Raw genomic sequence first — 22,791 nt, forward strand, 5'->3', positions numbered from 1 at the left:
TTACCTGCTGCGCTGCTGCGCGGCGGGCACCCAGATCTCGACCGGCACCGCCATCAGGTTCAGACCCAGCGCGGTGTTCTCCAGCCCGGCGATGCGCTTGTCGACGAAGGCCAGGGTCTGGCGTCGGAACAGGAAGGTGTAGGGCTGATCGGCCACCAGCTGCCGCTCGGCCTGACGCCACAAGGCCATGCGGCGCTGCTCGTCGACTTCGGCCCGGGCAGCGTCGATGAGGCGGTCGAGCTCGGCATTGCGGTAGGTGGTGAAGTTGTCCCCGCCATCAAGAATCTGGCTGGAATGGAAGATCTGGAAGATGTCGGTCTCGACGCCCGAGGTCCACGCCAGCGTAATGGCGTCGAAATCCTTGCGGTCGATGTTCTCGAGCATCACCGACCATTCGGTCGGGCGTGGCTTCATGACAATGCCGGAGCGTGCGTAGAGATCGCGCAGAAACAGCACCATGCGGCGCGTGTCTTCGTTGTCCTGGAAGAAGGTCAGCTCGAACTCGAAAGGCTGGCCGTCTTCGCTCTCGAGAATGCCGTCACCGTTGCGATCGGCAAAGCCCGCTTCGGCGAGCAGCGCCTTGGCGCGTTCGACGTCATGCGAGACCGGCGTAAGCGTCGGATCGTGTTGCTTCGAGCGCGGGCTGAACGGGCTGGAGGCCGGCTCGGCATAGCCAAGGAAGACGTCCTGAATGATGCGTTCCACGTCGGTGAGATGGCTCATCGCGAGACGTACGCGGGGGTCGGCAAAGCGCGTGGGCTTTCCGGCGCGCTGCTGGTTCCAGGCGATATAGCCGTAGCTCGCCACCGGGCTCATGTACTCGAAATGGTGGGTGCGCTCGCGCAGCGCCTTGTCGTCGAGCAGCTGTTGGTACTCGCGCGGACGCGCGCCATAGAGGTCGATGTCTTGGTTGCGGAAGGTCGTCAGGCGGGCGCTGTCGTTCTCGATGATGCGCCACACGATGCGCTCGAAGGGCGGGTCCACCGGCCCCCAGTAACGCGGATTACGCTCGAGCTCGACACGCCCCTGATCGGGCGTCCAGTTCTCCGGATCGGCCAGTCGGTAGGGACCGGAACCGAGCAGCAGGCCGCGGCTCTCGTTGAAGCGTCGCGGGTCATCCAGAAAGCGGCGGTAGAAGTGCTCGGGCAGGATTTCCATGCCACCTGCGAGCTGCAGGCTGTTGAAATACGGCTCGGCGAACACGAACTCGACGGTGTAGTCGTCCAGCGCCGTGACGCGCTCAATTTTGGTCAGATACGCACGGTGACGCGGCGCGGCAATGGCCTCGTTCATGACGAATTCGAAGCTGAAGGCGACGTCGCGCGCGGTCAGCGGCTGACCATCGGAAAAGCTCACATCGCGCTTGAGGCGGAAGGTCAGCGTCAGCCCGTCGTCCGAAACCGTCCAGTCCTGCGCAATCAGGCCTTGCCATTCGAGCGTGTCGGGGTCGCGCGACAGCAGCGATTCGAGCACGTAGCTTTGCACCTCGCTCGCATAGGCATCGCTGGATACCAGCGGCGTGATGGTCTTGAGGCCCGAGCCAAAGGCCAGCATCAACCAGTCGCCCGGCGCGTAACTCGGGTCAGCGGCGGCGCGGCGCGCTCGCGCAAAGGCATCGGAATCCGATCCTGCTCCAGCGAATGCGTCGGATCCACCGGGTGCGCTGCGGAATTCGGCGTTGCGCAGGCCCTGCTCCAGATCACGCAGCAGGCCGCGTGTGCGTCGGATGTCCTCGGCTTGCTCCTGCATCACGCGCGTCATGTCACCCATGCGCTGCCACTGCCGATCAATCTGGACCATCAGCAAGACGATCAGCGCGGCGATCACGCTGAAAGCCAGCCAGAAAACCCAGCGTCCCGTACCTGTTGCGTTCTTCATGCGGTTTGTCCGAAGCCCCGTTAGTCGCGCGTCGGACAAACTTTAACGCAATTCGTGCCGGGCGCCGGAACCCTTGGTTGGCGTACCATCTGGACTCCTGCAGCCGACCCCGGAACGCCCCGCAATGCTCCGCCTCAGCCTTATCGCCGCAGCCCTGCTTGCTGCCCTGCCCGCCGCCCACGCCGACGACGCCTTCCGCGCCTGTCTCGCCGATCTGCGTGCCGAATCCGCCAAGAACGGCGTGCAGGCTGCGACCTTCGATCAGCACACTGTCGGGCTCGAGCCCGACATGGACGTCATCGCCCTGCTCGACCGCCAACCCGAGTTCACGACCCCGATCTGGGACTACATGGCCGGGCTGGTGGACGAGGAGCGCGTGCGCGAGGGCCGTGCCATGCTGGAACGCTGGAGCAAGGAACTGGCCATCATCGAGCGCGACTACGGCGTCGATGCGGCCGTGGTGGTCGCGGTGTGGGGCGTCGAGAGCAACTACGGCGGCAGCTTCGGCAAGCGGTCGGTGGTGCGTTCGCTGGCCACGCTATCGTGCATCGGCCGCCGCCAGAGCTATTTCCGCGGCGAACTGTTTCACGCGCTGAAGATTCTCGAAGATGGTCACATCGAGCCGGAGGCTTTCAACGGCTCGTGGGCCGGCGCCTTCGGCCACACCCAGTTCATGCCCTCGACCTTCAACCGCATCGCGGTGGATTTCGACGGCGACGGCCGGCGCGACCTGATGGGCAACGCGGCCGACGCATTGGCCTCGACCGCCAACTATCTCGCCCGCTCGAACTGGCTCAGCGGCGAACCCTGGGGTTTCGAGGTCAAGCTGCCCGCCGGCTTTGACGCCTCGACCGCCGGCCGGCGCAGCAAGCAGCCGATGAGCGAATGGGCTCGGCGCGGCGTACGCAAGGTTGACGGCTCGGCACTACCCGCCGGCAACACCGCTGCAGGTCTGCTGCTGCCAGCCGGCCCGGACGGCCCGGTTTTCATCATTACGCGCAACTTCGACGCGATCTTTTCCTACAACGCGGCCGAAAGCTACACGCTGGCCATTGCCCATCTGGCCGACCGCATCCGCGGCGGCGGGCCGTTCGTTACACCATGGCCGACAGACGATCCTGGCCTGTCGCGCGTCGAACGCCGCGAAGTGCAGGAATTGCTGATCGCGCGCGGCCACGACATCGGCGCGGTGGACGGCATGATCGGCACCAACACACGCCGCGTGATCCGCGAAATTCAACCGGAGCTCGGTCTGGAGCCGGATGGCCGCGCCGGGCGCAAGCTGCTGCAGGCGCTGCGAGCATCCAGGCCGTAAGCGGCGTACCGATGACTTGCATTCCCGCCGAGCGCCCCCACATGCGCTCGACACTGCCGGTTTGACCAGCACTTACACCGGCCTCACGATGGTGATCGCAGCCCATCGCACGACACGGAGCTTTTCATGCAACACGACCCGCGCAGCCGCTACACCTTTCCCGGCAAACCTCCGGGCATCCTGACCCGCGTCTTCGCCGTGGTTGCGGCGGTGGCCATCGCCATCGTCGGACTGATGTTCTCGGTGGTGGTATTCGCCATCGCGCTGGGCGTCGGCGCCGTGGTGGCGATCTGGCTGTGGTGGAAGATGCGCAAACTGCGCAAGCAGATGGAGCAGGATCCGCGCTTTCAGGAAATGCGCCGCCGCCAACAGGGCGGCGACCGCAGCGAGGTCATCGAGGGCGTGGTGATCCGCGAAGTGAACGAAGAAGAACCGCGCGAACGCCGCGACTGAGCGCCGCGCAGCATCTCACCCAGCGTCGCTTCAGCCGAAGCGGCGCAGCTCAAACACCTCCGCCAGCACGCCGTCAAAACCGGCTGCGCGCGCGACAGCGCGATTGACCTCGAGTACGCGGGTATCGAAACCCGCGCCACGCGTGCGCAGGTTGCGTGACTGCTGCGAGTCATGCAGGCGCAGCAAGCGCGCCTTCCACTCCGCCTCTTCCGCACCGAACAGGGTGTAGACGTCCTCGCGCATGGCCAGGGTCTTGGCATCGCGGTTGAGCCACGCCCAGACCTGCAGGCCTTCACTGCGCGCAATCGACTCGAACATGGTCCAGGTGCGACGGTGCGCGGTGTTGCTATCCTCGCCGTGCGGCATGAACACGCAGTGCGGCGCGGCAGCAGACAGAAAGCGAGCCACGCGCTGGCGATTGGCCTGGTCTTCACGCTGGTGGCCGGCGGCGTCTTCATCCAGGCGCAGGAAGTGCAGGTTCTCGGGCGGCAGCCCGAAGGCAGTGCAACTGGCGCGCTGCTCGGCTTCACGCAAGACGGCCTTTTCATGCGCCTCGATGGCGCCGCGATAACCGTCTTCGACACCGGAAACGCCGGTGGTCAGCACGGCGAGGTGAACGGCCCAATCGCTGCGGGCAAAGCGCCGCAGCGTAACCGCAATCGCGTCGAAATCATCCGGATGCGGCGCAAGCACGGCCAGACGACCGCCACGCGGCATGGCCAGCGCATCAAAGCTCAGAGGGAGCGTAGCCTCCAGCGCGCGGTCGAGCGCCTCCATCACCATCACACGGTGCTCACACCGACTGCTGCCACAGGCCGATCAGCGCATCACGATGACGCGCGAGTTCGGCCACGGCCACTTCGATCACCGGCCCGCTGATGGTGTGGCCGGCATAGCTGGCCTTGAGGCGCAAGCCTGCGCCCGGCACCTCGATGGCGACTTCGTGCTGGCCCGGCAGCAAACGCTTCTGGCGGTCGTGCGACTCGATCATGACGCTGCCATTGGTCAGGTTCAGCGTGGCGTCCAGCGTGCCGGGCTGCTCGGAGGTCAGCACGGCGTGCACTACGCCCGGCACCAGACGGAACTCGTTGGCCAGCGCCAAGGCGTGACGACGCACGGTCTTGATCCGGTCGTCGGCTTGTTCGGGAAGCTTGCCGGCCACGCGCCCGGCCAGGCGGCGCAACTCGTCGTCGGTAAGATGAGGCGCGGCCGCAATCAGGAGTTCGCGGTCGATCTCGGCGGTCGACAAATCAACGCTCGCGGCCACCGCGTGGGACTGCTGCACGATCGAGACCCCGACGCGGGCGAGCTGCTTGGCGGCAATCGTGGGCAGCCCCTGCAACACCATCGCACCCAGCGCTTCGGCAAGAGAGCGCTGCAGGGTATCGGCATCGACCGCAGCCATCTGTTCGGGCACGGCGAGCTGGAAATCGAAGTTCAGCTGCAGGCGTACGGCGGGGGGTTTCATGATGGGCGGCTCTCCTTGACGCTGCGACTATGCCGCATCCGGCCCCCAACGCAAACCCTGGTGCGCCTCAGGCAGACTTGAGGCAGTTGCGCCCGGCCGCTTTAGCCAGACGCAGGGCCGTATCGGCGCGGTTGATGGTTTCCGACGGTGTTTCGCCGGTCCGATGCTCGGTCACGCCCAGGCTGACGGTGATGGGGATCAGTCGATCAGCATGCTCGAAGTGCGCAGCTGCAACCGCAGCGCGTACACGCTCACACACCGTGATGGCAGTCGCCAGGCCCGATTCGGGCAGCGCGATGATGAATTCCTCGCCGCCCCACCGGGCGAACACGTCGTAGTCGCGCAGCGTGGCGCGCACGACCTCGGCAACGCGGCACAGGACCTCGTCGCCGGCGTCATGACCATGCTTGTCGTTGACCTGCTTGAAGTGATCGATGTCGAGCACCGCCAGCGAAAAGACGGCTTCCACACGCCGGGCGCGCTCGACTTCCTGGCGCAGGCGCTCGCTCATGTAGCGACGGTTGCCGATGCCGGTGAGCGGATCGCGCAAGGTCAGCGCCTTGAGCTCTTCGTTCAGATGCAGCAACTGGCTCTGATAGCGATCGGAAATGCGCGCGAGCTTTTCGAGCCGCATGATCTGGCGGTCGTACTCGCGGATCAGGTCGAGATTCTGCGTGCGTGAAACGTTGTGGTAACCGTCCGAAATGCGCACCAGCTTTTCCAGCCGGCCGCGCTGCTCTTCGTTCTGGGCGAGCAGCTCGCGCAGCACTGGCCGCATCGGATTGTCGGCGTGAGCCGGGTCTTCGAGCAGCGTGAGCGCCCGCGCGACCAGCTCCTGCTCGTCCTGGCTCAACGGAAACACGACGTCAGGCATTGTCCTTCTCAATGTCGAACGGGAAGGTGCAATCCTCGCGGAACTCGGCTGCCAGATCGGCCACGCGTTCGTTCTGGGGATCGTGATACCAGCGCACGGCGACCTTCCGGCCTGCCTGGTGCGCGTCTTCGAGCATGTCGAAGATGTCCATCATGGCCTTCACCGAACTGGTGTTCATGTACATCAGACGCAGATCCAGCCGCAGCGGGCGGTCGGAGCCGGCGAGATAGCGTTCGATCCAGTCGATCACGCCACCGAAGAATTCGTAGGAATTCTCGGGAAAGGAATCTCCCCCCAGGCTCAACACGCCCTCTTCCCATTGCCCCACGACCGAGGGGGTGGATTGAGTGGGTTCGATGTTCAGTTCGTTCATCGTCAGATTTTCCATTCTCTTTACGTCAGATCACCGCACGTACGCTGAAGAACACGCGTTCTCCACCGATGTCGGAGAGGGTCGCCGCGAGCGGCTGCGAGGACTTGCGGGCAACGTCGATCAGCCCCAGTCCGGCGCCGCTCAGCGCGCCCTCTTCGCGCGGTTTGCGCAACTGTTCCTTGTAGGCGGCCTTGAGTTCGACCTTGTCCATGCCCGCCAGTTGTTGGATGCGATCGAGCAGGCCCAGACCGTCCGCCCGCTCGACCACGTTGCCGGCCTGCACGGCGTAATGACCATCGTCCTCGCGCGCTACGACCACCGTCACGGCGCTGTCGTTTTCGTCGTAAGCGCGCGACTTGCTGTAATGGCGAATGTTCTGCGTCAATTCAATGTAGACGCCGAACACATCCATCACGGCCGAAGGCTGCTCCTGCTCGGCGGTGAGGTAGTTGCGCAAGGCCTTGCCGAGCTCTTCGATCAGCCCGTGCGAAATCGGGCCGTTGAAGCACAGCAGGATGCGGCGTCGCGTGAATTGGTCGCGCAGGTCAAACAGATCGATGGCGTTCATGGCGTGCGTAATCAGTCCAGACGGAAGGATAGTATCGTGATGTCGTCGCGCTGCGCGAACTCGCCTCGGTAGGATTCGAGCTCACCATCCAGCGCCTCGGCCTGCTCACCCATCGGCAGCGCCGCGATCGAACGCAGCAGCTCGGCAAAGCGTGTGTTGCCGAAACCAAAGCCGCGCTCGCCACCGGCCTGATCGAGAAAACCGTCGGTGGCCAGGTAGCAGGTGGTGTTCGGAGCCAGCGTCAAAACAGTGTCTTCGTAGTCGCCACGCCTGCGGTCGCCGATGGCTCGGCGGTGGCCGCGCACTTCGCCGGATTCGGTGCCGTCGCTCCAGTACAGCGAAATCTTGGCGCCCGAGAAATGCATGCGCCGCGCAACGCGGTCGATGCACACGATGCCGGCGTCCATGTTGGTGGCAATGCCCTTGGGCAGATCGAAATCCGACAGCATGGTGCGCATGGCGTCGTCGGTGTGGCGCAGGATGGCCGCCGGCGAGTCCATGCCTTCCTGCTCGATCGCCAGATCGATGGCGGTTCGCGCCAGCATCGTCATCAGGGCGCCCGGCACACCATGGCCGGCGCAATCGACGACGCCGATCAGGCAGCGATCACCCTCGGAGCGGAACACGTAGAAATCGCCGCCGACCACATCACGCGGACGCCACAGGATGAAGTGGCCGTCGCCGAGCTCGCGCAGGATCTGGCGATCAGGCAAGGTCGCGCGCTGGATTACGCTGGCGTAGTCGATGGAGGCGCGGATCTGGCGATGTGCGTCTTCCATCTCGCGGTTGCTGCGCTCGAGCTGCGCCGTGCGGTCGCGCACCTGGCTCTCGAGCTGTTCGGTATGCGTGCGCACCTGATCGGCCATGCTGCCAAAGGCACGGCTGAGATCCCCGATCTCATCGGACGAAGCCGCCGGCAGTGACACGTCGTAACGCCCACGCGCAATCTCGGTGGCTGAACGGCGCAGGCTGCGCAAGGGCTCCAGCACCATGCGATCAACAGCCCAGGCCGACAGGCCGAGCAACAACAGCATGACCACCCCGACGCCGATCAAGACCGTCTGCACCCAGCCGCCTTCGAGCACCTCGGCCACGTTCAGATCCACCGCCGTCACGATGTGCCAGCCGAGTTGCGGCGCGTGCGCCACGGCCAGCAACTGGTCACGCCCGTCGACCTGGGCGTGCAGCGTCTGCACGCTGTCGGGCGTGGCCGCCGCGCGCGCCATCGCGTCGCGCATGGCCGCCCGGTCGGCTTCGCGGGGGAACAGGCGCTGCAGGCCGGCGGCCTCGTCGGCCACGCCGGCGGCCGAACCAAAGGCAATCAGGGACGCATCCGGGTGAGCCTGGATGGCGCCCGCGTCGTCGAAAATCATTGGCGTGACGCCCGGCTCGTCGACGGCCACGAAGGCGCGAAGGAACTCACCCAGATCAAGACCGGTGCCGGCCAGACCGATGCGGCGCTCGCCGTCGGTCACGACCACGTTCAACCACACGCGCGTGGTGCCCAACGCCTCGTCCGGATTGACGTTGACGTTGTACGGCGCCTCGCCTGCCATGGTGTTGAAGAACCAGGCATCCTTGGACGCATCGGGGTCGAGCACGTAGCGCGGGTCATCGCTCCACGGCTCGTTTGCGGCGTTGTAGTAGTAGTTGCCGCTGAGCGCGCTGATCAGGAAGTAGGAACGGCTGCTGAAATCGGCCCGATAGCCCTCGGCCTCACGGAAGAAGATGTCCTTGTGGGCCTCATTGGATTCATCGACCAGCCATTGACGGGTCAGCTCGGAGCCTGCGAAGCGCGTGGACAGCGCGAGATCGCGCGCCACCGGAGCAACGATCTTCTGCAGATTGAGTTGAGTGAAGTTGCGGGCGTAAGCCTCGCCGAAATGGCTGCGCACCCCGTCGAGCAACTGCCAACCCACCAGCACTGCCGGCACCAGCGCCAGCAGGCAGGCGAACAGCAGCGCGACCATGGACTTCCCGCGCAAACCCATCACCAACGACGCCATGCCGGCACTCCTTCAAAACGCAGAGACATTGCTGCGCATATCCATCTGTTATAGCCGCCGTGTTGGCGGCGACTGCAGCACGGCGCCCGCTACGCCCTGATGCGGGGCGCCTCTGCCACGCAAAACGGGCGCCTCTCGGGCGCCCGTCTGTTCGCCACTTGCTCGCTCAGGAAAAGGGGCGCGGGTCTTCAACCGAAACACGGTACTGATGGGTGATCTTCTCTTCACCCGCCTCCGGCTCCGGCAGTTCCTGCAGGAAGCGCGCGTCGAGCGGAGCCATGTAGAGCGGACGACGGTTGCCGTCGGGCATGTCCTGCCACTCGAACACGACGTAATGACCACCGGCAAATTCGATCATGTCGAGCGTGAACATCCCGATCATCGATCCACCACGGGATACCAGGCAGCGTACTTTGGAAACATCCATGTGGAATTCCTTGCAGCCCTGCCAATACCAATCGGCAGCGCGGATAACTGGTTGAACAATGCAGCCCGGAGACACTTCCCGACCGGGCCGGAACAGGCAGGAAAGCCCGCCCGCAAAGGAAGGCGCACGGTATCAGATGCCCGCTCGACGGTCCACCGCCGAGCCGGGAACTCAAGCGTAGAACTGTTGACCTAACTCAACACGCAGTCTTCAGCCTGACGTACTCTGCTTGAAAGATTCCGTAGCATGTATTGCAGTCGCGCAGGTCTAGAATGAAATCAGAAGCCGGTGACCTGCGCTATTCCGGCTTCATAAAACCAACTCAAAAGGAGGCTTCCATGCACGCAGCAGAAATCATGACCCGTAACGTCATCACTGCCACGCCGAAAAGCGAGGTGCGCGAGATCGTCGACATGATGATCAAGAACCGCATCAGCGCGGTTCCCGTGGTGGATGACGGTGGTCGCGTAATCGGCATGGTCAGCGAGGGCGACCTGATGCGCCGCGTTGAGAACAAGACAGATCGCCGCGATTCCTGGTGGCTCTCCGCACTATTCTCCGCTCGCAACGATGTCGATGCGTACGTCAAATCCCGCGGCCGTCTTGCCGACGATGTGATGACACGCGACCCGATCTGCATCAGCGAGGACACCCCGCTGTACAAGATCGCCCAGACCCTTGAGAAGAACCACATCAAGCGCGTGCCGGTCGTCACCGGTGGCAGGCTGGTCGGCATTGTCAGCCGCTCCAACCTGCTGCAGGGCTTCTCGACCATGCAGAAGGACGCTCCGGCCGGCGTCGCTGATGACAAGTCCATCCGCAATGCCATCGTCAAGGAAATGGAAGACAAGCTCGACATTTCCGAGAACAGCACCAACGTGGTGGTGGTCGGTGGCGTCGTGACCCTGTGGGGTCTGGTGCAGAACGAAGCCCAGAAGAAGGGTGCCGTCATTGCCGCGGAAAACACCCCCGGCGTGAAGGAAGTGCACAACAACCTCAGCGTCTCGCCGACGCAGATCGGTGCCTACTGATCGAGGCTGATTGAGCACCACACGGCCGCCTTCGGGCGGCCGTTTTCGTTTACGGCGCGCGTTCAGCGCACGATGCGCAGCGTGCTGCCGGCCGCCCCGGCCACCACTTCGAGCCGCACGTCCATGCGTTCGCGCAGCTCGGCCACATGCGAGATCACACCGACCAACCGGCCCGCCTGCTGCAGGTCGATCAGCGTGCGCAGCGCGAAATCCAGGCTCTCCGGGTCAAGCGTGCCGAAGCCTTCGTCGATGAACAGCGTCTCCATACGGATACCACCTGAGCGCGACTGCACGACGTCCGCCAGCCCCAGCGCCAACGACAAGGACGCAAGAAAGCCTTCCCCGCCCGACAGCGTGGCCGCCGGCCGGCTGGTGCCGGTGTAGTGGTCGAACACTTCCAGCTCCAGGCCACCGGCACTGCGCAGATCAGTCACGCCGCGCACGCGGCGCAGCTCAAAGCGGTTGCGGCTCATGCGTGTCAAGCGCAGCGACGCAGCCTCCAGCACCTCATCCAGCAGCGTGGCCAGGACGAAGCGCTGGAAGGTCATGCGCAGCGGGTTGTTGCCGGCCGCGACTTCGGACAGCCGGCCGAGCACCGCGTACTGCCGCTCGACCTCGCCCGCTGCAGCGGTCAGCTCAGCAATCGACTTCAAGGTGTGGTCGGCGGCTTCCACCTTGGCCGCCGCATCGCGCGTGGCGAGCAGCGCCGCCTCCAGCGCCTGGGCAGCTTCGGAGGTAGCCAATTGGAGCGCATCCAGGTCCGGCGACTGCAGCCCCTCGGCTGCGGCCTGAGCGCGCGCAAGGCGCGCCGATATGGCCGCACGGGATTCGTCGTGGGCGCGAATGGCTGCGGTCATAGCCTCCATTACGCCCGCTTCGCGCAAAACCGCGCGCCAGGCGGGTTCGTCCGCAAAGCCGGCCTGCAGCAGCGCGGCAGCAAAGCGGGTCTGGGCAGCCTCGGCGTCCTTGCGCACACGACCGAGTTCGCCCTGCGCACCCTGCTCCGCCGCGCGCGCTGCGGCGAGTGCGCTCTCGGCGCTCTTGGCTGATTCGGTGGTCTGCACCAGTGCCGCGTCGAGCGCTTTGCGCTGAAGGGCAACCCGCTCCGTCTCGGCTTGCAGGTGCGCCGGTTCACGCAAGGCCTCCGGCACGGCCTGCTGCAATACGCGCAGGTCGGCAGCGGCCTCGGTCTGCTCGCGCTCGGCGGAGGCCAAATCGAGCTTGCGCTGCGCCAGGGCGGCATCGAGATCGCGCAAGCTTTGCTCAAGCTGCGGCAAGGCGTTGTCGAGTTCCAGCAGGCGTCGTGCAGCGTTCTGTGCGGCCAGCAATTCCGCCTGCAGCGCCGCGGGATCAGGCAGCGCGTCTTGCGGTGACGGCGCGCCGCGTTCCAGCTCCTCGACCACAGCCCGTTGCTGACCGGCCAGCTTGTCGGCGGCGTGACGCTGCGCCAGCAAGGCGTCGCGTGCGGCAGCGGCGTTGCGCACGGCGTCGCGTGCGCTGCGCAGGGCGGCCTCCGAAACGTCTTTCGCCAGCACGGCGGGCAGCGGGTGGTCGGTGCTGCCGCATACCGGACACGCTGCACCAGTCTCCAGCGCCGCCGCAAGTCGCCCGGCCTGCGCGGCGGCCCAGGCGTGCTCCACCTCCTCCAGCCTGCGCTGCGCTTCGACCTGCGCGGCCTCGCCTTTGGTCACAGCCTCGACGGCCCGCCGCAATTCGGTTTCGGACTGCTCGAGGACCTTGCGCGCCTTGCCGAGCCGATCCAGCCTTTCCCGCAAGGTATTGGCCTCACGCAGACGCTGCTCCAGCACCTCGACGCGCGCGGCCTGGGCGGAGACCTGGTCCCGTTCGCTGCGATGTTTCTGCACTCGCTCGTGTTGCGCCGCCAACGCCTGCTCTGCCTGCGCGCCGGCGGCTTCCGCAGCGCCCAGCTGCTTGTGCGCTAAGGCCTGCCTGGACTGCACACCCGCCAGCTCCGCCACCGGCTTTGCCAGCGCATCGAGTTCGCGCTGACGCACCGCCAGGGTTTCGCGCTCCGACTCACGGGCTGTCTCGATGGCGAGCTTCGCTGCGGCATCGGTGTGCGTTCGCGTCGCCTCCTCACACTTCGTGATCGACTCACGGTGGCGCTCGCCCGCTTCTTCGGCTGCGCGCGCGGCCTGTGTGCGGACCTCTTCCAGCGCACACAGGGCCGCCGCCTTGCGCGCGGCGTCGAGTTCGCGGCGCTGCGTATCGACAGCCGCAGCGGCTTCGTTGAGCGCTCGTTCGGCCTGCACGGCTTCGGCGCGCTCGTGCAGCACCTTGGCCGCGCCGCGACCGCGTTCCAACGCTGCGCGGGCCGCGGCATCGCGCTCACGGGCAGGCGCTTCGCCAGTTTTCAGGCGGGCGTGTTCTGCAGCGAGTTCGCTGCGGTGTGCAGCCAGTGCCTCGAGCGTTTCGTGACCGGCGTGTTCCAGCAATTGCTCGCGTCGCGTGCGGTTGTCGCGCCCAGTCACTTCGAGTTCACGGGCGCGACGTTTGAGCTCATCGGCCAGGGCACGGCAGATCTCGGTGCGAAACAGCGTCTGCAAAATGGCTTCGCGCTCGTCCGAGCGCGCCACCAGCAGTTCGCGGAAACGCCCCTGCGGCAGCACGATGACCTGACGGAACTGCGCGCTGTCGAAGCCAAGCAATTCGCGCGCAGCCTCGCTGACTTTCTGCGGCTGGGAAGCGACGCTTTTCCACTCGCCACCAACCAGGCGGTCAAGCTGCGCTTCGGGCTTGGCCTCGACCATGCCTTCGCCGCGCTTCTTCGGACGCTGCTGAGCGGGCGAGCGCGTGACGCGATAGCGCTCGGGGCCGAGCGAGAACTCCAGCTCGACCTCGGTGGCCAGATCCTGCAGGGCGTGGTCGCTGCGCATGGCGCGGGCCTCGCGCTCGCCGCCGGAGGTATCGCCGTACAGCGCGAAGCAGATGGCGTCGAGCAAGGTGGTCTTGCCGGCGCCCGTCGGGCCGTGGATCAGGAACAGCGCGCGCTCGCCGAGCAGTGTGAAATCGACGCGTTCGCGACCGGCAAACGGCCCGAAGGCCTGCATGGTGAGGACCAGCGGCTTCACGGCACTTCCCTCCGCGCATCGGCAAGCGTCTGCAGCGAAGCGTCGAGGGCGTCGGATGCGGCCGGGTCGAGCGGCTCACCAGCCACTTCGCGGAAGAAATCGCCAAACAGCGCCCGCGTGTCGAGTTCGCGCGCACGCGCCACGGCCAGGCCGGCCGTGCCGGTGTTGGCCAGCACGGTGCGTTCGCAGCCGAGTACGTTGGGGTAGACCTCGCGCAGTTTCGCCATCGGGTCGAGCAACGCGCCGCGGTCGTTGAGACTGGCAAACACGTAGTCCTCGCGCGAGCGGTCCGCACGCGCAGTCGCCAACACCTCGTCCAGCGTGCCGGATACACGGCGCAGGTCGCGGCGCGGCGACAGCGCGATCTGCTCGATCTTCAGTTCGCCCGGCGCGCCAAGTTCGACCAGCGACAGGCTCTTGGCGTGGTCGGCCTCGGACAACGAATACTTCAGCAGCGAACCGGAGTAGCGCACGTGATCCGCGCCGGCGCGCTGCGGCCGATGCAGGTGGCCGAGCGCGACGTAGTCGAAACCCGCAAACAGCGCCGCATCGACTGCGCCGCTGCCGCCGATCGACAGCGGGCGCTCGGACTCGCTCTCGGCGCCGCCAGCGACGAAGGCATGAGCCACCAGCACCGAGCGCGCGCCAGCCGGATGAGTAGCGCGCACGCGTTCGAGCAGCGCGGTCATCGCCGCCTCGTGCCCTGCAATATCGGCCGACAGCGCATCACGCACGGCGGCCGGCTCGGCATACGGCAAGGGATGGACGACCACGCGGCCCCAGGCGTCGTCAAAACCGACGCCGGCCTGTGGCGCGTCGATGCGCCCGGCAATCGTCAGCCCGTGCGCGGCGAGCAGGCGCGCGCCGAAGCCGAGACGGTCGGGGCTGTCGTGGTTGCCGGCGATCATGACCACCGGTACGCCTGCGCCAAGCACGATGCGGGAGAGCGTGTCGTCGAGCAGGCTCACCGCCTCGGCGGGCGGTACGGCGCGGTCGTAGACGTCACCGGCGATCAGCACCGCGTCGGGCCGGGCCTCGCGCACCAGCGCCACAAACTGGTCGAGTACGTGGGCCTGATCCTCGATCAGCGAACAGCCGTGGAAGATCCGGCCGAGATGCCAATCGGCAGTGTGGAGAAAACGCATGCGGAGCCTCGGGTGAAATCGGCCCCGATGATGGGCGCGCGCGGCGCGGCGCGCAAGCCGCTACAGCACGCGTTCAATGGCCTCGCGCAACTGCTGCTCGTCGGGCTCGACCGAACTCGGGAACACCGCCACAACCTTGCCCGAGCGATCCACCACGTACTTGTGGAAGTTCCACTTCGGCTGCTGACCGGACTGACGCGCCAGTTCGCGGAACAGCGGGTGGGCGCCGTCGCCCTTGACCGGGATGGTGGCGAACATGTCGAAGGTCACGCCGAAGTTCACGAAGCACACCTCGGCCGCCTTGGCTTCGTCCTTGGCTTCCTGGTTGAAGTCATCGGACGAGAAGCCGAGCACTTTCAGACCCTTGTCGGCGTACTTCTGGTGCACCGCTTCCAGCCCCTTGAACTGCCGGGTGAAACCGCAATGACTGGCCGTGTTCACGATCAGCAGAGGCTGGCCTGCGTAGCGCTCAAGCTTCACGCTCTCCGGCGAATGCAGCCGGCGCAGTTCGTGACCGAGCAGCGCATCACTGCCCGCGACGGCCATCTGCGAGGTGCCAACGAGCGCGGCGGCAAGCAACGGGGACATCATCTTCATGCACGTTCTCCGGTTGGGTACGCCCGGCAAGGCGCGTCATTTTGACAAACTCGCAAGCTTCGACCACGCTTGGCCGCTTTCGTGCGTGCGGCGTTGCAACATGGTTGAACTCCTGTGGTACCAGTACGTACTGATCGGGCTGATCTTCGTGTGGAGCGGATTTGTCCGTTCGGGGCTTGGCTTCGGCGGTGCCGCACTGGCCCTGCCCTTTCTGCTGCTGGTGGTGAATGACCCGCTGGTCTTCCTGCCCATCGTGGCAGTGCACCTGCTGATCTTCTCCAGCCTCATCGCATGGAAGGGCCACCGCGCCACCAAGGCCCTCGCCGCCGACGACCCCGCTGCCAGCAACATCGACTGGCCCTATCTGAAGTGGTCGCTGAAAGTCATGATCGTGCCCAAGCTGATCGGCGTGCTGGGCCTGCTGACGCTGCCGCCGCGCGTGATGAGCACCATCATCTTCAGCATCGTGATCTGCTACGCCATCGGCTATGTGCTGAACAAGCCGATCCGTTCGACCGGCCGCAAGCTCGACTTCGTGCTGCTTTCAATGGGCGGCTACGCCAGCGGCGCCTCGCTGATCGGCGCACCACTGATCGCTGCGGTGTACGCCTCGCATGTGGCCAAACACCAGCTGCGCGATACCTTGTTCGTGCTGTGGTTCATCCTGGTCGTGATCAAGATGGCGTCCTTCCTGATCGCGGGCGTCGACCTGCAGCTCATCCACCACCTGTGGCTGCTGCCCTGCGCCTGGGTCGGCCACCTCTTCGGTGAGCGCTTCCACAAGCACATCGTGGCGGCCGAGACACCGCTGTTCTTCCGCGTGCTCGGCACGGTACTGATCGTGGTCAGCCTGATCGGGATTTTCTGGAGCCCGAATTAAGGTCGGGCAGCAAACACCGGCAAGCCCCACTTGAAGGCGATTGCCGCCAGCCGGATCACCAGCACCACCAAGCCGCCTGCCAGCGCCGCCCAGCCCGCTGCAACACCGAGAGCCCCAAGGCCGACCAGCACCAGTGCGCCGGCCAGCGAGGCCGTGGCATACAGTTCGCCCGAGAACACCAGCGGCACCTCATTGCACAGCATGTCGCGCAAGATGCCGCCGAACACACCGGTGATGACACCCATCAGACACGCCACCATCCACGGCGCGCCCAACACCAGCGCCACCTGCGTGCCGCTCACAGTGAACAGCGCCAGCCCGACCGCGTCCGGCAGCAGAAACAGGCGCGGCGGCAAACGCACCATCCGCACCAGCGCAAACGTCGCCAGCCCCGCGATAACGGCCGTGATCAGATAGGAAGGATCAGCAATCCAGAACACCTGCCGGTCAAGCAACACGTCGCGCAGCGAGCCACCGCCCAACGCCGCGGCCAGCGCGACCACCACCATGCCGAACAGGTCAAAAGGCTTGCGCCCGGCTTCCAGCACGCCGGAAGCGGCGTTTACCGCAACCGCCGCGAGTGCCACGACGTGAAGTATCAGCACCAGATCCATGCGAGGCACGATAGCAGATCGCAAAAAACAAAAACGCCACCTTTTTGAGGTGGCGTTTCTGATTGATTTCGTGGCGCGCTCGGCAGGATTCGAACCCACGACCCCCTGGTTCGTAGCCAGGTACTCTATCCAACTGAGCTACGAGCGCGCTGAAAAGAAGCGGGATTCTAGCACCCCAAAACCTTTCGTCAAGCAATTTGGCGGAGAGGGTGGGATTCGAACCCACGTGCCAGGTTTCCCTGACCATCCGATTTCGAGTCGGCGCCGTTATGACCACTTCGGTACCTCTCCGGGCTTCGACGGGGCTCAGTCCGTCGAAGAGGCCGAATTGTACGCACAGGCCACGCGCCAGACAAGCCCTGATCGGCGTTTTCAGCGCGCCGGCTGCAAGACCTCGACACCACCCATCCACGACACCAGCGCTGGCGGCACGATAACGCTGCCGTCAGCCTGCTGGTAGTTCTCCAATACCGCCACCAGCGTACGGCCGACGGCCAGGCCGGAACCGTTAAGGGTGTGCACCAGCACGTTCTTGCCGTCGGCGCCGCGCACGCGGGCCTGCATGCGGCGGGCCTGGAAATCACCGCAGTTGGAGCACGAGGAGATCTCGCGGTAGGTGTTCTGCGCCGGCAGCCAGACTTCGAGGTCGTAGGTGCGGCGCGCGCCAAAGCCCATGTCGCCGGTGCACAGCAGCATCTTGCGGTACGGCAGGCCGAGCTTCTGCAGAATGGCCTCGGCATGCGAAGTCAGCTCTTCGAGCGCCGCGTCGGAGTTATCCGGGTGCTCGATGCGCACCAGTTCGACCTTGTCGAACTGGTGCTGGCGGATCATGCCGCGCGTGTCGCGGCCGTAGCTGCCGGCCTCGGAGCGGAAACACGGGGTGTGGCCGGTGAGTTTGATGGGCAGCGCGTCGGCGGCGAGGATCTCGCCGCGCACGAGGTTGGTCAGCGGGACTTCGGACGTCGGGATCAGGAAGTTGCGCTCGCCCTCGCCGCGCGGCACGGCAAACAGGTCTTCCTCGAACTTGGGCAACTGGCCGGTGCCGAACATCGAGGCTTCGTTGACCAGATACGGCACATAAGCCTCGGTGTAGCCGTGCTCGGTCGTGTGGGTGTCGAGCATAAACTGCGCGAGCGCCCGATGCAGGCGCGCGAGCGGGCCGCGCATGACGGCGAAGCGCGAGCCGGTGATCTTGGTGGCGACTTCGAAGTCCAGGCCCAGACGAGCGCCGACATCAACGTGATCGAGCGGCTCGAAATCGAAAGCGCGGGGCGTGCCGACGCGGGCGATCTCGACGTTGGCGGTTTCGTCCTTGCCGTCCGGCACGCTGGCGTCCGGCGGGTTCGGCATGCTCGCGGTGATGGCTTCGATGCGCGGCAGCAGGTCGGCGAGCTTCTGCTCGGACGCCTTCAGCTCATCGCCCAGCCCGGCCACCTCGGCCATCACGGCGGAGGCGTCTTCACCCTTGCCCTTGAGCATGCCGATCTGCTTGGACAGTGCGTTGCGCTTGGCCTGCAGCTCCTGCGTACGCGTCTGCAGCGTCTTGCGTTCGGCCTCCAGCGACTGGAATTCGGCCGGGTCGAAAGCGAAGTTGCGGCGGCGCATGGCGGCTACGACGCCGTCCATGTCGTTGCGGAGGAACTGGATGTCGATCATCTGGAATCCGGGGTTTCGGGTTTTTCGGGTGCGCTCTTGCGCGCAGCGGCGTCGAGCTGGCGCAGGTGGGCGAGTTTGGCGGCGATCTGCGCCTCCATGCCGCGATCCACCGGACGGTACCAGCCGGGCGACGCCATATCGTCGGGAAGGTACTGCTCGTTGGCAGCGTAGCCTTCGGGCTCGTCGTGCGCGTAGCGGTAGGCGTGGCCATAGCCGAGCCCTTTCATCAGCTTGGTCGGCGCATTGCGCAGGTGCAGCGGCACCGGGCGCGAGGCGTCGTCGGCGACGAACTTGCGGGCGGCATTATAAGCCTTGTAGAGCGCATTCGATTTGGCTGCGCAGGCGAGGAACACCACAGCCTGCGCCAGTGCCAGCTCGCCTTCCGGCGTACCGAGCCGCTCGAAGGCGGCGCAGGCATTGAGCGTGATGTCGAGCGCGCGCGGGTCGGCCAGTCCGATGTCCTCGCTGGCCATGCGCACCAGCCGCCGACCCAGATAGAGCGGATCGGCCCCGCCGTCGAGCATGCGGCAGAACCAGTACAGCGAGGCATCGGGGTCGGAGCCGCGCACCGCTTTGTGCAGCGCCGAGATCTGGTCGTAGAAGGCCTCTCCGCCCTTGTCGAAGCGCCGCAGCTTGCTGGCCAGCGCCTCATCGACGAAGGCCGGCGTGACGGCGTCGAGCCCGGTAGTCTCCGCCGCCACACGAACCTGATCCACGAGGTTGAGCAGGCGCCGCGCATCGCCGTCGGCAAAGCCGATGATGCGATCACGTGCGTCATCTTCGAAGGTGATGTCCGGGCAGGCTGTGGTGCGCGCGCGCTCGAACAGATCGCGCATGGCCTCGGCATCCAGCGGTTCGAGCACATACACGGCCGCGCGCGAGAGCAGTGCCGAATTGACTTCGAAGGACGGATTCTCGGTGGTCGCCCCGATGAAGGTCACGAGCCCCTGCTCGACATACGGCAGAAAGGCGTCCTGCTGGGCCTTGTTGAAGCGGTGCACTTCGTCGACGAAGAGGATGGTGTGACGACCGCGTGCCTTGGCGGCCTGCGCCGTGGCAATCGCCTCGCGGATGTCCTTGACGCCCGAGAACACGGCTGAGAGCGCCACGAAATCGGCATCGAAGGCCCGTGCCATGAGCCGCGCCAGCGTGGTCTTGCCCACGCCGGGCGGCCCCCACAGGATCATCGAGTGCAGCTTGCCGGACTGAAAGGCCAGCCGCAGCGGCTTGCTGGGCCCGAGCAGATGGCGCTGGCCGGCGACTTCGTCGAGCGTGGCCGGGCGCAGGCGCTCCGCCAGCGGGATGTCGCCGGACTGTTCCGAACCGAACAGGTCCGCAGTCACGGCGCTCAGTTGCCCAGCACGTCCGCGCCGGGCGGCGGCGTGAAGCGGAAGCACTCAGCGGCGGGGTTGACGCCGACCTTGAGCTCGACGAAATCGATCACCGTGGTCTGACCGAAATGGTCCTGCATGGCCATACGCCGCAGCATGTTGTCGGACAGGCCGATGCGCACTTCGGCGAAGGGACCGTCGCTGGCCAGCGGCTCGGCGCGCACCCAGGCCAGCCCGCCCTGCTCGCCTTCGGCGACAAGGCGGAAGTTTTTCTCGAGCGAACCGTCACCGGCAAGAATGGCAGCCGGCGTAGCGCCCAGGGCATCGCCCATCGGCTGCACGGTAACCTGATTCAAATCGGGATCCCACGACCACAGCTTCTGGCCGTCACTGACCAGCAATTGCGGATACGGCTTCTCGTATTCCCAGCGGAATTTGCCTGGGCGCTGAAACACGAACGTGCCTTTGGAGTACTCGGTGCGGCCGCCGGATGAGGCGCCCACCACCTGCTCGAATCGGCCTTCGGCGGACGCCGCCTTGGCCATGAAGCGTTCGAGCTGGGAGATTCCGCTGTCCTGGGCGAGGACAAGAGTGCTGGCAGCCAGCAACAGGGCCGCGCTCAAGGCACGGCAAAAAGGGCGAAACATGTTCAGTCTTCCTCTCGCGCAGGTGCAAGCACTTCGCGGTTGCCGTTGCCGCCCATGGACGAAACCAGACCGGCGCGCTCCATCTGTTCGATCAGGCGCGCAGCGCGGTTGTAGCCGATGCGCAGATGACGCTGCACCAGTGAAATAGACGGGCGGCGTGTCTTGAGTACGAGCTCGACGGCCTGGTCGTACATCGGATCAGCCTCAGCGTCGCTGTCCTCACCCAGACCTCCGCCACCGTCGGAAGATTCCTCGGGCGCGGAAAGAATGTCGTCGATGTAGTCGGGCGGGCCCATCTTCTTGAGGTTCTCGACCACCTTGTGCACTTCCTCGTCCGCCACGAAGGCGCCATGCACGCGCACCGGCAGGCCAGTGCCGGGCGGCAGGTAGAGCATGTCGCCCATGCCGAGCAGCGCTTCTGCGCCCATCTGGTCGAGGATGGTGCGCGAGTCGATCTTGGACGAGACCTGAAAGGCGATGCGCGTCGGCACGTTGGCCTTGATCAGGCCGGTGATGACGTCCACCGACGGGCGCTGCGTGGCGAGGATCAGGTGGATGCCGGCCGCGCGCGCCTTCTGCGCCAGCCGCGCGATGAGCTCTTCGACCTTCTTGCCGACCACCATCATCAGGTCGGCCAGCTCGTCGATGACCACCACGATATGCGGCAGCGTATCCAGCGGCTCGGGCGACTCCGGAGTGATCGAGAACGGGTTGGTCATCGGCTTCTCGGCCTTGCGCGCATCGAGCACCGCGCGGTTGAAGCCGGCCAGGTTGCGCACGCCGACCGCCGCCATCAGCTTGTAGCGCTTCTCCATTTCGCCGACGCACCAGTTCAGCGCGTTGGCGGCGTGACGCATGTCGGTCACGACCGGCGCGAGCAGATGCGGAATGCCTTCGTAGATCGACAGCTCCAGCATCTTGGGGTCGACCATGATCATGCGGACGCGGGAAGGCTCGGACTTGTAGAGCAGCGACAGGATCATGGCGTTGATGCCCACCGACTTGCCCGAGCCGGTGGTACCGGCCATCAGCAAATGCGGCATGCGCGCCAGGTCAGCCACCACCGGCTGACCGCCGATGTCCTTGCCGAGCGCCACGGTCAGCGGCGAACTCATATGGTGATAGGCCTGCGAACCGAGAATCTCGGACAGGCGCACGACCTGGCGCTTGGCCACCGGCAGTTCCAGCGCCATGCATGATTTGCCCGGCACCGTCTCGACTACGCGGATCGACACCAGCGACAAGGCGCGCGCCAGATCCTTGGAGAGGTTAACGATCTGGCTGCCCTTCACGCCGACCGCGGGTTCGATTTCGTAGCGCGTGATGACCGGGCCGGGATAGGCCGCCGAAACACGCACCTCGACGCCGAACTCGGCGAGCTTGTTTTCGATCAGGCGCGAGGTGAATTCCAGCGCCTCGGCGCTGGGCGGCTCGACGTCGCCAGACGGCTGATCGAGCAGTGACAGTGGCGGCAGGCCCTCGGCGGGCAATTCTTCGAACAGCGCCTTCTGGCGCTCTTTCTCAACGCGCTCGGATTTGGGCACCGGCGCACTCGGCTCGATACGCAACTGCGCAGCAGGCTGGGCGTCGGTCTTGCGGCGACGCGTTTCGACCACCGCTTCACGCCGCTGCGCCAGCTGGCGCCCGGCCTGACGGTCACGCCAGCGATCCCACGCGTCGAGCAAACCGAGCCAGCAACGTTCGAGGAAGGTGCCGAAACGCTCGACGATGCTCAGCCAGGAAATGCCAGTAAACAGACTCAGGCCGCTCGCGATCAACGCCAGCAGCAGCAGCGTGCCGCCCGTAAAGCCGAAATAGCGCTGCACGATGGCGCCCAGTTCGACGCCAAGCAGCCCGCCGGGCGCCAGCGGCATGCCCGCGCCGTGCGAGTGGAAGCGCATGGCTTCGATCGCGCTGCTTGCCAGCAGCACGACGACAAAGCCGAGAAAGATGATGAAGAAGGAACGGCCATCCGCATGCGTCTCGCGCCGACGCATGCGGCGAAACCCCCAGAACAATCCGTAGCCGAGAAAGGCCACCCACCACCAGGCGGACATGCCGAACAAGTAGTAAAGGATATCCGCCAGCCAGGCGCCAAAGCGCCCGCCCGGATTCGATACGCGGCCGACCTCTGCCGCGTGCGACCAACCGGGGTCGGCCTGGCTGTAGCCCAGCAATATGAGGGCGACATACAGCGACATGACCCCGAGGATCAGCCATCGGGCTTCCTGGAGCAGCAGGGAAATGCGCTCCGGGAGCGGTTGCGGGCGGGATTTTTGTCGCAGGGGGGTTCTCAAGGCAGTGCCGCCGGGAGCCGTTGGAAGCCTTTGATTATATGCGATCGCCACTCCCCGCTGTTGCAACAGACTGCAAAGGGTTGGCCCGCCTCCGTCGCATCTGTACCACCCTCTGGTGTAGGCGTATTCTTGCTTGCAT

Annotated in this window: 20 protein-coding genes and 2 tRNA genes; 4 read left to right on the forward strand and 18 right to left on the reverse strand. The window is 65.6% G+C overall.

What is annotated here, in order from left to right; all coding sequences use genetic code 11:
• Positions 1 to 1,878, reverse strand: a complete 1,878-nt coding sequence (locus AC6H0N_RS00535) for a peptide-binding protein (protein ID WP_497572101.1) — start codon at positions 1,876 to 1,878, stop codon at positions 1 to 3.
• 124 nt (positions 1,879 to 2,002) lie between these two features.
• On the opposite strand from AC6H0N_RS00535, the gene AC6H0N_RS00540 reads away from it, so the two are divergent.
• Positions 2,003 to 3,193, forward strand: a complete 1,191-nt coding sequence (locus AC6H0N_RS00540) for a lytic murein transglycosylase (RefSeq protein WP_497572102.1) — start codon at positions 2,003 to 2,005, stop codon at positions 3,191 to 3,193.
• Between the two features lie 126 nt (positions 3,194 to 3,319).
• Positions 3,320 to 3,646 carry a hypothetical protein gene (locus AC6H0N_RS00545; protein ID WP_497572103.1) on the forward strand — a complete coding sequence of 109 codons (327 nt, stop codon included), beginning with the start codon at positions 3,320 to 3,322 and terminating at the stop codon, positions 3,644 to 3,646.
• Between the two features lie 30 nt (positions 3,647 to 3,676).
• On the opposite strand, the gene AC6H0N_RS00550 is transcribed toward AC6H0N_RS00545, so the two are convergent.
• The 7 genes from AC6H0N_RS00550 to AC6H0N_RS00580 all read right to left on the reverse strand — a co-directional run bounded on the left by AC6H0N_RS00550 (position 3,677) and on the right by AC6H0N_RS00580 (position 9,362).
• Positions 3,677 to 4,429: a PIG-L deacetylase family protein gene (locus AC6H0N_RS00550; protein WP_497573218.1), complete on the reverse strand. Its 753-nt coding sequence runs from the start codon at positions 4,427 to 4,429 to the stop codon at positions 3,677 to 3,679.
• Between the two features lie 10 nt (positions 4,430 to 4,439).
• Complete coding sequence (locus AC6H0N_RS00555; protein ID WP_497572104.1) at positions 4,440 to 5,114, reverse strand: hypothetical protein; 675 nt, start codon at positions 5,112 to 5,114, stop codon at positions 4,440 to 4,442.
• A gap of 67 nt (positions 5,115 to 5,181) precedes the next feature.
• Complete coding sequence (gene siaD, locus AC6H0N_RS00560) at positions 5,182 to 5,988, reverse strand: biofilm regulation diguanylate cyclase SiaD (RefSeq protein WP_497572105.1); 807 nt, start codon at positions 5,986 to 5,988, stop codon at positions 5,182 to 5,184.
• On the reverse strand, positions 5,981 to 6,361 hold the full coding sequence (gene siaC / locus AC6H0N_RS00565; RefSeq protein ID WP_497572106.1) for a biofilm regulation phosphoprotein SiaC: 381 nt from the start codon (positions 6,359 to 6,361) through the stop codon (positions 5,981 to 5,983). The genes siaD and siaC overlap by 8 nt, the downstream gene beginning before the upstream one ends.
• A gap of 25 nt (positions 6,362 to 6,386) precedes the next feature.
• Positions 6,387 to 6,929 (reverse strand): biofilm regulation protein kinase SiaB, encoded by a 543-nt coding sequence (gene siaB, locus AC6H0N_RS00570; RefSeq protein ID WP_497572107.1) that lies wholly within the window; start codon positions 6,927 to 6,929, stop codon positions 6,387 to 6,389.
• 11 nt (positions 6,930 to 6,940) lie between these two features.
• The gene (siaA, locus tag AC6H0N_RS00575) at positions 6,941 to 8,935 is read right to left on the reverse strand and encodes a biofilm regulation protein phosphatase SiaA (protein WP_497572108.1); all 1,995 of its coding nucleotides are present in this window, start codon (positions 8,933 to 8,935) and stop codon (positions 6,941 to 6,943) included.
• Positions 8,936 to 9,101: 166 nt separating this feature from the next.
• Positions 9,102 to 9,362 carry a hypothetical protein gene (locus AC6H0N_RS00580; protein ID WP_497572109.1) on the reverse strand — a complete coding sequence of 87 codons (261 nt, stop codon included), beginning with the start codon at positions 9,360 to 9,362 and terminating at the stop codon, positions 9,102 to 9,104.
• 338 nt (positions 9,363 to 9,700) lie between these two features.
• Between AC6H0N_RS00580 and AC6H0N_RS00585 the strand changes: the two genes are divergently transcribed.
• Positions 9,701 to 10,393 carry a CBS domain-containing protein gene (locus AC6H0N_RS00585; RefSeq protein ID WP_497572110.1) on the forward strand — a complete coding sequence of 231 codons (693 nt, stop codon included), beginning with the start codon at positions 9,701 to 9,703 and terminating at the stop codon, positions 10,391 to 10,393.
• A gap of 62 nt (positions 10,394 to 10,455) precedes the next feature.
• Here the strand turns inward: AC6H0N_RS00585 and AC6H0N_RS00590 are convergent, their stop codons facing one another.
• The 3 genes from AC6H0N_RS00590 to AC6H0N_RS00600 are packed head-to-tail and all read right to left on the reverse strand — an operon-like array spanning position 10,456 to position 15,227.
• A complete protein-coding gene (locus AC6H0N_RS00590) occupies positions 10,456 to 13,485 on the reverse strand; it encodes an AAA family ATPase (protein ID WP_497572111.1) in 3,030 nt (1,009 codons plus the stop codon).
• Positions 13,482 to 14,630 (reverse strand): exonuclease SbcCD subunit D, encoded by a 1,149-nt coding sequence (locus AC6H0N_RS00595; protein WP_497572112.1) that lies wholly within the window; start codon positions 14,628 to 14,630, stop codon positions 13,482 to 13,484. The genes AC6H0N_RS00590 and AC6H0N_RS00595 overlap by 4 nt, the downstream gene beginning before the upstream one ends.
• A 60-nt stretch (positions 14,631 to 14,690) precedes the next feature.
• Positions 14,691 to 15,227: a glutathione peroxidase gene (locus AC6H0N_RS00600; RefSeq protein ID WP_497572113.1), complete on the reverse strand. Its 537-nt coding sequence runs from the start codon at positions 15,225 to 15,227 to the stop codon at positions 14,691 to 14,693.
• A gap of 100 nt (positions 15,228 to 15,327) precedes the next feature.
• Here AC6H0N_RS00600 and AC6H0N_RS00605 point away from each other — a divergent pair, with 100 nt between their 5' ends.
• A complete protein-coding gene (locus AC6H0N_RS00605) occupies positions 15,328 to 16,107 on the forward strand; it encodes a TSUP family transporter (protein ID WP_497572114.1) in 780 nt (259 codons plus the stop codon).
• On the opposite strand, the gene AC6H0N_RS00610 is transcribed toward AC6H0N_RS00605, so the two are convergent.
• From AC6H0N_RS00610 to AC6H0N_RS00640, 7 genes are all read right to left on the reverse strand, one after another.
• A complete protein-coding gene (locus AC6H0N_RS00610) occupies positions 16,104 to 16,721 on the reverse strand; it encodes a trimeric intracellular cation channel family protein (RefSeq protein ID WP_497572115.1) in 618 nt (205 codons plus the stop codon). The genes AC6H0N_RS00605 and AC6H0N_RS00610 overlap by 4 nt on opposite strands.
• 71 nt (positions 16,722 to 16,792) lie before the next feature.
• Positions 16,793 to 16,869: transfer RNA gene (locus tag AC6H0N_RS00615), tRNA-Arg, on the reverse strand.
• A 50-nt stretch (positions 16,870 to 16,919) separates the two neighbouring features.
• A tRNA-Ser gene (locus tag AC6H0N_RS00620) sits at positions 16,920 to 17,012 on the reverse strand.
• 81 nt (positions 17,013 to 17,093) lie between these two features.
• Positions 17,094 to 18,377: a serine--tRNA ligase gene (serS, locus tag AC6H0N_RS00625; protein ID WP_497572116.1), complete on the reverse strand. Its 1,284-nt coding sequence runs from the start codon at positions 18,375 to 18,377 to the stop codon at positions 17,094 to 17,096.
• A complete protein-coding gene (locus tag AC6H0N_RS00630) occupies positions 18,374 to 19,720 on the reverse strand; it encodes a replication-associated recombination protein A (RefSeq protein WP_497572117.1) in 1,347 nt (448 codons plus the stop codon). Before AC6H0N_RS00630 ends, serS begins: the two co-directional genes overlap by 4 nt.
• Positions 19,721 to 19,725: 5 nt before the next feature.
• Entirely contained in the window at positions 19,726 to 20,355 is a 630-nt protein-coding gene (lolA, locus tag AC6H0N_RS00635; RefSeq protein WP_497572118.1) for an outer membrane lipoprotein periplasmic chaperone LolA, read from the reverse strand.
• A 2-nt stretch (positions 20,356 to 20,357) separates the two neighbouring features.
• Positions 20,358 to 22,556, reverse strand: coding sequence for a DNA translocase FtsK (locus tag AC6H0N_RS00640; RefSeq protein ID WP_497573219.1), 2,199 nt, complete (start codon positions 22,554 to 22,556; stop codon positions 20,358 to 20,360).
• Positions 22,557 to 22,791: the final 235 nt, after the last annotated feature.

The organism is Pseudazoarcus sp. NS34, from assembly GCF_059703725.1.